This window comes from Bacillus sp. LL01 (genome assembly GCF_001037965.1).
In genome coordinates, this window is the sequence record NZ_LFEL01000064.1 from 1 (window position 1) to 8176 (window position 8176).

An 8176-nucleotide genomic window follows, 5' to 3' on the forward strand; every position below is an offset into this window, starting at 1 on the left:
TACCTTGATAAGCTTGATGTTCACATTAATAATGTCTTAACCGAACGAGCGAATCTAGGAGCGAGAATCAACCGCGTGGAAATGATCGAAAATCGAGTGCTCGAACAAGAGATCATCGCCAAACGAATCCTCTCTGAAAATGAAGATGCAGACATGGAAAAAGTGATTATCGATCTGCAAACGCAAGAGAGCGTGCACCGTGCGGCGATGGCAGTAGGAGCAAGAGTGATTCAGCCGTCACTACTCGATTTCCTTCGTTAAACGTATGAATAGGGAGTGAGTCGGATGAAGCTAGCTTCTCTTGAAATTAGATCTACCCGCGCCCAAACGGCTCAACAAACAGAACGAGGAACGCTTCGCATCAAGCAGCATCAAGCAGGTATGCAAATCAATCATAAAAAAGACGTGATTGAGATCAACACGACGTATCCTAAGCTATCGATTGATCAAACAGAAGCATTTGCCGATGCCAATTTGAAGTCAGGATTACGGCTTGCAAAAGAGTTCTATGCCTCTGCAAGCTCGCAAGTGTCTGAGCATATTGCCAAGAAGCGTCAAGAAGGCGATCAGATGATGAGAATTGAGCATGGATACGGCGGGGCATTTTCTCGAATTGCGAAGCAAAATAGTACGAAGTCACAACCGCAACTGCACGTCGTAAACATGCCTCGTTCTGTGGACCAGACAAAGATTCATTTTCAACCAAGTCAAATCAGCTTTAATGTCCCGAGACATGTTGCTGATATTACGATTAATAGAAGAGAGCCAGATATCCATATGCCCAAATGGCAAACCGATACCTATCTTCGTCAAAAAAATAGTATATCCTTTCAAGCGGTCGGGGCATCAATTAACCGCGGGCTATAAGGAACAGAAAAGGTTGCAACGCGGAGTTGCAACCTTTTCTCAGGCTTGAATCCCTTATCCACGTCATGGAATCTCGAATAAAATCTCCGCGCCTGTAAATGGGGGCGACGTTTCCCACTTCACACCTATCCACTCCAAACTCATCGACCTACAGTTCAAGTTAAATGCTATGAAAAAAAGAGAAGAATGCCATGTAACACACAAATGAATCTAGTGGCAGGTTAGGCTTAAGATGTTTTCATAAGGATTTGCATAAGAAAAGGGAAGATATGTAGGGAGTAATAGAAGCGAAGAGGTAGACGACTCATCTGGAGGCCCAGATAAGAAATCAGTCGCATGGGGAAAGGACAACCTAAGGGACTAGAACTATTTTCTTAGGTATATTGAAATATTCTATGGAAATTTGTAAATTCCCTCCTTATTTTGAAAGAATTTTAATTTATTTTGTTAAGGTTTGTAGGCTTTGCTCGAGAAAGATAGAAATCATGCTAAACTAAGGGAAAGAAATCGACAAAAGGTGTGAGAAATGGTGAAAATTGAAACGAAATATACAGGTACAATGGAAGTAGAAAAAGAGAGAATCATCCATTTTGAAAAAGGAATTCCCGCCTTTGAGAGTGAGCAAACCTTCGTGCTTCTTCCTTTTGAAGAGGGAACGCCATTCTATGTACTCCAATCAACAATTACAACCGAGGTAGCTTTCATCGTCATTAATCCGTTTCAGTTTGTTCCAGGCTATCAAGTGAAGCTACCAGATGCGACGATTGAGCAACTAGAGATTACCTCAGAAGAAGAAGTGGCCACCTTTATCATGCTGACGGTGCACGAACCGTTCCAAGAAACAACGGCCAACCTTCAAGCACCAATAATCATCAACGCAACCAAGCAAAAAGGAAAGCAACTTCTCTTAAGCAACAGTGAGTATGAAACAAAGCACACCATCTTTAAGCAACCCGTGAAAGGAGAGGTATAGATGCTCGTCCTTACACGTAAGCTAAAAGAAGCGATTCAAATTGGCGATGACATTGAAATAAAAATCCTTTCAGTCGACGGAGATCAAATCAAAATCGGCATCGACGCCCCAAAAAACATCGAGATTCATCGAAAAGAAGTCTACTTAGCGATTCAACGGGAAAATAACGAAGCAGTAAAAGAAGTTTCATTGGATGGATTACGAGGATTTATTCATAAAGGATAATAAGAGTAATAGAGAATCTCTCATATAAATGGGAGATTTTTTAATTTTTATAGATCCTATAACCTAAGACTTGGTATTTATTTCGTAAATCTAAGAAAAAAGTACAAAATTTGACAAGGATGTCGAATATAATTAACGAATAAGAAGAAAGAGTCAAAAAAAGAGGGAGGAGCATATGTCTGCATCAACAACGAAAGAATCCATCACCTTTATTACGACTGATACTTCCTTGCCGCCAAAAATTAAAGAAGACGTCGAGGAACCGAATCAATCCGAACTAAGTTTTTATGTCATCGATCAAATAGAAGAGGTTGATGATGTATTCAAACGATTAAAACAAGATTCTAAGAAGTATAGCAGTCAATGTAGGAAGTATATATGGGTTATAAGCAAACAAAATCAAAGACTAGCAAAAGAAATACTAAATTATGAACAAGCAAGTATCATCGCAATTGAAAATGAACAATTTAAACAATCGGTTCACGCAGCACTCAAGCACTACCCTTACTTAGATCTACCATTTCAAAAGGAGATCCTCCAAACAGTAGCAAAACATACAAAACCACCTAAATCAACAGATTTAACCGTCTGTCTTGAAGGGTATACCCAGTTTAACCAGACGGAAAAAGACATTATATGTCATTTGCTAAGAGGGAAGACAGCCGAGCAAATCGCCGAGCTCACCTACAACTCCATACATACAATCAACAACAATATTGTCAAAATTAAACGAAAGCTCAATGTAAGCTCAAAAGTCGAAATCATTACCTATTTCGTCAAAAAGAATAGAGGAATGTAAGGAACGCCTGGTCGGAGGATCAGGCGCTTTTGTCTAGCAAAATCCAAATGTCACCGCCTAGACAAAAACAATCGAAAAAAAAGTTACAAAAACTATTGAAACATCTATCAAACCAACCGATATAAAAGTTGTAAGCACGAGGACCTAGTTAGCGGCCGATAACGAAGTCCTACGGCTCAAATACAACATCCAACCACAAGGACGTGGGCGGAACACATTCAAGGAGGAATTTTATAATGATTATTAACAATAATATTTCAGCTTTAAACACGTACCGTCAAATGGGTACTAACCAAGGTGCAGCAGCAAACTCAATGGAAAAGCTAGCATCAGGTCTTCGTATCAACCGTGCAGGAGATGACGCTGCTGGTTTAGCGATCTCTGAGAAGATGCGTGCWCAAGTAAAAGGTTTAGACCAAGCAAGCCGTAACTCTCAAGACGGAATTTCTATGATTCAAACTGCTGAAGGTGCTCTTCAAGAAACCCACAGTATCCTTCAACGTATGCGTGAGCTAGCTACTCAAGCAGCGAATGATACGAATGTAGATGTTGATCGTAATGAAATTCAAAAAGAGATGAATCAATTAACTTCTGAAATTAACCGTATTTCTAACACAACTGAGTTTAACACTCAAAGTGTACTGAAAGGCGATGGTACAGAAGACGCAGGAACATCTTTCACTGCAACTTTCCAAGTTGGCGCAAACCAAGGTCAATCTATGACTATCAGCATTCAAAAGATGGATGCAGTTTCTTTAGGATTACAGGGTGGTGAAGGCACAGAAGCTAATGTAGCGGGAGCTTCTATTACAGCACTTAATGGGACAACTGAAGATGTTGATGATGCTATGTTTGCCGCATCAGAAGCAGTTACGGATGGAACAAATTCAACTGCAACAGGAGCATCTTTAAGTGTTGCGAATCATGCTGAAGCGGCTGCATCGATTAAAGTTATCAACAATGCAATTGAAGCGGTTTCTGCTCAACGTTCTGAGCTTGGTGCAAATCAAAACCGTTTAGAGCACACTATCAATAACCTAAATACTTCTTCTGAAAACCTACAAGCTGCTGAATCACGTATCCGTGACGTAGACATGGCTCGTGAAGTGATGGAAATGACGAAGAATAACATTCTTTCTCAAGCTTCTCAAGCAATGCTTGCACAAGCTAACCAAGCTCCACAAGCAGTTCTTCAGTTATTAGGGTAATAGATTGGTTGGTTAGTTGGTTGGCAGAAAGTTGGTTAGGCAAACCACAAAACCATAGATRGAATGAAGGAGGCTCTAGTTATGCTAGGGCCTCTTTTTATACATTGAAATTTTATTAAAGGTGACTATTGCAACATAAAGGGAGAATCTCACATGTCAACAATTATTCTATTTATCGGTGCAGGCTTGTGGTTTATTGGGCTTGGAGGGACATTGCTTATTGGTTTTGTAGCAATTATTGCTTATTTTATCAATCGATCTCATGTCATGTACTTAAAAGCAACTGGAGGAATGATCCTCGTTATGATTGTTGGAGTTGCGTTAATGACTTTTACAGAAGAGAATTATTGGGAGCGACAAGAAATGTCTAAGAGTCAAGAAAGAGAGAATGAGCAGATGGAAAGAAGAATCAAAGAGAATATTCAGGCTGAGGAGGAGGAGGCATTTCAAAAGGTAGTCGAGGAACAGCAAAGAAACATAGTGACCCTAAATCAAGAAGACAACCCTTCACCTGCTATTCATACAAATACATATGAGCTTGCCCCAATCGATGAGCAGAATGTTTATAATACGTTCGTAAACTATAAACATGTTTTCACCAATGCGATGGAAAATGATGATTTTTTAATCTTAGAACCTTATCTATTGCCATATAGTGACTTCTACTTTTCCCAGAAAGCTTTATTTGAAAAGGGTTTTGCTGAGTATTTATCCTTTTATAATATTGAATTTATTCATCAACTAAGTGAGATTCAATTTGAAGTTGGTACCTATGAAGAAGTTGTCATTGAGAGTGGTGGGGGCGAAGAGTATCACATATTCCAATGGGTCTATACAGTAGAAAAAAGTAATGAAGGATATTTACTCAGCGATAGAAGAAGTAGATAAGATCATAGTTCCTTGTACCTCCATAAGTAAATTGCTTGATGTTGTCTTTGGACGTTTTGGACTAAATCTATTATTTAATTGACCGATACTACTAGTAACAATTAGTAATAGAATAGAGTGATACCATGCAAAAATACCGCGACATAATGGTTCAAGTAATCGACCTAACAAGTACAATGATCGAAGGTACAACCCACATGCAAGTGCTTCTCAAGGAGGGTAAATTCGAACAGTCTATTATTCTATTTGARGATGTCATGAAAGCCTATGCCGCAGTGGAACGTTCGGTTGCGCCTGTTTTAGTAGAGCTTGAACAGGAAGATGTTCAAGGACAGCTAGTGAAAGTGCGTGAGAGTTTAGAGTTGGTAGTGTCGGCTTTTGAGAAAAAGGAGTTTGCTCATAGTAAGGAGCTTTTACAGTTTGGGCTTATTCCGGCGCTGAAGAAAACAGAAGCACAGTTTACTAACGCATTTTCTACCTATTTAGTTTCGTAATTTGATAGGAGGTTTTAAACATGGATATCGCACTTCTTTCAATGGCAATGAACCAAGGGCAGATTCAGCAGCAAGCGTCGATGGCTGTGATGAAAAAAGCGATGGGGAATGCTGAGCAGCAGGGCGAGGCTCTTCAGAAATTGATGAGTTCAGCGGATGCGGCGGCGATTCAACATGCTGCGCAACCTCATCTTGGCAGTAGCATTGATGTGAAATGGTAGGAGTAACCTCGGTGGTTGCTCTTTTTTTAAGGGGGAAGAGCTGTGGAAAAGGAGATACAAGAGCAAATCGAGTTTCTTAAACAGCAACTAGAACAGGGGAAACATCGAGCTCGTTTGTTAGAGGAAATCGAAGTGAAATTGATCGAGATGAAGGTGATTGCTGAGGAAATTCTTCGTGATGAGCTTTCTTCTTTTGAAAAAGAAGCGATGAATGAGCGCTTTCATTTATTGCAAGTAGAAGTGGTGGAGCTTCAAAAGAAACTCGCACCGCAAATGGTCCATTAAAGATACTTAACAAGTGTACGTACATAACCGATATAACAAGTAACAATGTGCAGGGTTAGGGAGTGAAGTATAGATGAGAATGGGTGGTTTAGCCTCGGGAATGGATACCGAGCAAATCGTGCGGGATCTAATGCGGGCAGAGCGTATGCCGGTTGATAATATGGTCAAGCAGCGTCAAGTTGTCGAGTGGCAGATGGATGCTTACCGCGAAGTGAACTTGAAGTTCAATGAGTTCCGTAATAAAATGGTCGACCAATTTATTTTAACGAGTCAAAATTTGAGTGCGAAACAAGTGACGAGTTCAAATAGTAGCTTAGTATCTGCTACGGCGAGTTCGAGTGCTGGAAATGTGTCGCTTCGTTTAACCGAGGTTAATAAGCTTGCGCGTGCGGAGTCCAATTATAGTACGGGTGCGATTTCGGGGGAGTCGAAAATTCAGACGAACCAAGCATTGAAGGATCAACAATTTAATGGCCTTACAGATGAGGGCTGGAAATCTGGAGTGGCGAAAACGCAAATCGTACGTGTGAGTTCTGCTACAAACACGGTTTCTTTTGCCGCTGGTGTTGATAATCTGAAAGCCGCTGAGGACACGGTTGTCAAAGTAAATGGAAAAGAGTACAAAACCGTAACGGCAGAGGATCTCCAAATAGAGGGAGACGGAACGAGAGCGTTAGCTGCGAATGAAGTGCTGGTTGAGCAAGATGGCAATGGTGGGAAGCTGACGTTTGCAGATGGCGTCACGGTTCCAAGTGGTGCGCAAGTGTCTGTTACCTACATCCAAGAGGGTGGAGAGAGTGATGTGTATACGACCTCTTCGATTACGACGTTTGATCGTGATGGAAAGGAAATCAAAGACACCTTCGTGATTAAAGGAACAGATACGCTCAGCCAAGTGTTTCAACAGATTAACCGATCGAAAGTCGGGGTTAGTGCCTTTTATGACTCGCATGGGGATCAAGTGTCGATGACGAGAAAAGAAACGGGAATTAACAAWAAAGAAGAAAACGGTGCTGAGATGAAGTTTGAGGGAGCGTTTTTTACAAATGCGCTCAAGCTTGATGAAACAAGTGAAAACCGTCAAGTAGCTCAGAATGCCGAGTTTACAATCAATGGCATGAAGACCGAACGTCAGACGAACACGTTCACGATTGATGGTGTGACGATTACGTTAAAAGGGACAACGACTGGTGCCGAGCAAGTTTCTCTCAATGTTAGTACCGATACAGATAAAGTGTTCGATACAATCAAAGGGTTTGTTGATCAGTACAACGAACTTCTAGACTTTGTTAATGGAAAGTTAACCGAAGAACGTTATCGTGATTATAAGCCGTTGACCGATGAAGAGCGTGAAGCGATTTCTGAGAAAGAAGCGGAGCGTTGGGATGAGCGTGCGCAAAGCGGAATGCTGCGTAATGATCAAATGATCCAGAGCGTGATGGATCGTATGCGTTCTGATATTTACGGAATGGTCTCGAATAATTTAGGGTCTGATTATAATCAATTATCAGCAATCGGGATTACAACCTCACGAGACTTTAACGAGCGCGGTAAGCTTGAAATTAATGAGGATCGCATGCGCCAAGCGATTGAAGCTGATCCTGCAGGTGTGGCGGCGATTTTTAATTCCAATGGAGATACCGCGAGTGAAAAAGGGATCATTCGTCGGATGCGTGAAACATTAACGAGTGGCATTGATAATATTTCAACGCGTGCCGGGGGAATGGGTGGTAAAGTGGCCAACCATCAGTTCACGTTAGGTCGGCAAATTGAATCGATTAATGACCGTATTTCAAACTTTGAACGTCGCCTTCAGCAAGTCGAAGATCGTTACTGGCGTCAATTTACAGCGATGGAAAAAGCGATGCACCAAGCGAATTCTCAAGCTGAATCGTTATTTGCACAATTATATGGTGGTCAATAAACGTAGAGCTCTGTCTTTTGACAGGGCTTTTTTGCTGTGGAAAATTGGTATCCCGGGTGGGTATAAATAGATGACCTATAAGCCTTGATAGAAAAGGGATAGCTTATTTATCCTAAAAAGAACTAATAATTTCCATGTTAGATATCCTGACATTTATGACCAATTCGACACAAAGATCATTTATAGTAAAAGCCATAAGAGAGGTGAGCGACTTGAAAAAAGGAATCGTTTATTTTGTGGGAGCAGGCCCGGGTGATGCGGAGTTAATCACGGTCAAGGGAAGAAGGGCTTT

The 8176-nt window shown here is 41.0% G+C and carries 11 protein-coding genes; all 11 read left to right on the forward strand.

Features of this window, described 5'->3' with window-relative positions; translation table 11 throughout:
• Nucleotides 1-261, forward strand: a 261-nt coding sequence (locus AB685_RS24025) for a flagellin (protein ID WP_047973108.1), incomplete at its 5' end; no start/stop codon positions are given.
• Between the two features lie 24 nt (nt 262-285).
• Nucleotides 286-867, forward strand: coding sequence for a DUF6470 family protein (locus AB685_RS24030; RefSeq protein WP_047973109.1), 582 nt, complete (start codon nt 286-288; stop codon nt 865-867).
• 529 nt (nt 868-1396) lie between these two features.
• The gene (gene fliW, locus AB685_RS24035) at nt 1397-1840 is read left to right on the forward strand and encodes a flagellar assembly protein FliW (protein WP_047973118.1); all 444 of its coding nucleotides are present in this window, start codon (nt 1397-1399) and stop codon (nt 1838-1840) included.
• Nucleotides 1841-2065 (forward strand): carbon storage regulator CsrA, encoded by a 225-nt coding sequence (gene csrA / locus AB685_RS24040; protein WP_047973110.1) that lies wholly within the window; start codon nt 1841-1843, stop codon nt 2063-2065.
• A 175-nt stretch (nt 2066-2240) separates the two neighbouring features.
• Nucleotides 2241-2864: a LuxR C-terminal-related transcriptional regulator gene (locus tag AB685_RS24045; RefSeq protein ID WP_047973111.1), complete on the forward strand. Its 624-nt coding sequence runs from the start codon at nt 2241-2243 to the stop codon at nt 2862-2864.
• 236 nt (nt 2865-3100) lie between these two features.
• Nucleotides 3101-4072, forward strand: a complete 972-nt coding sequence (locus tag AB685_RS24050) for a flagellin (RefSeq protein ID WP_047973112.1) — start codon at nt 3101-3103, stop codon at nt 4070-4072.
• Nucleotides 4073-4225: 153 nt separating this feature from the next.
• Nucleotides 4226-4960, forward strand: a complete 735-nt coding sequence (locus AB685_RS24055) for a hypothetical protein (protein WP_047973113.1) — start codon at nt 4226-4228, stop codon at nt 4958-4960.
• A gap of 125 nt (nt 4961-5085) precedes the next feature.
• Nucleotides 5086-5454, forward strand: coding sequence for a hypothetical protein (locus tag AB685_RS24060; RefSeq protein ID WP_047973114.1), 369 nt, complete (start codon nt 5086-5088; stop codon nt 5452-5454).
• A 20-nt stretch (nt 5455-5474) separates the two neighbouring features.
• Nucleotides 5475-5675 carry a YjfB family protein gene (locus AB685_RS24065; RefSeq protein ID WP_047973115.1) on the forward strand — a complete coding sequence of 67 codons (201 nt, stop codon included), beginning with the start codon at nt 5475-5477 and terminating at the stop codon, nt 5673-5675.
• A gap of 42 nt (nt 5676-5717) precedes the next feature.
• Nucleotides 5718-5960, forward strand: coding sequence for a hypothetical protein (locus tag AB685_RS24070; RefSeq protein ID WP_047973116.1), 243 nt, complete (start codon nt 5718-5720; stop codon nt 5958-5960).
• 73 nt (nt 5961-6033) lie between these two features.
• Entirely contained in the window at nt 6034-7884 is a 1851-nt protein-coding gene (gene fliD / locus AB685_RS24075; RefSeq protein ID WP_047973117.1) for a flagellar filament capping protein FliD, read from the forward strand.
• The last annotated feature ends 292 nt before the right edge of the window (nt 7885-8176 follow it).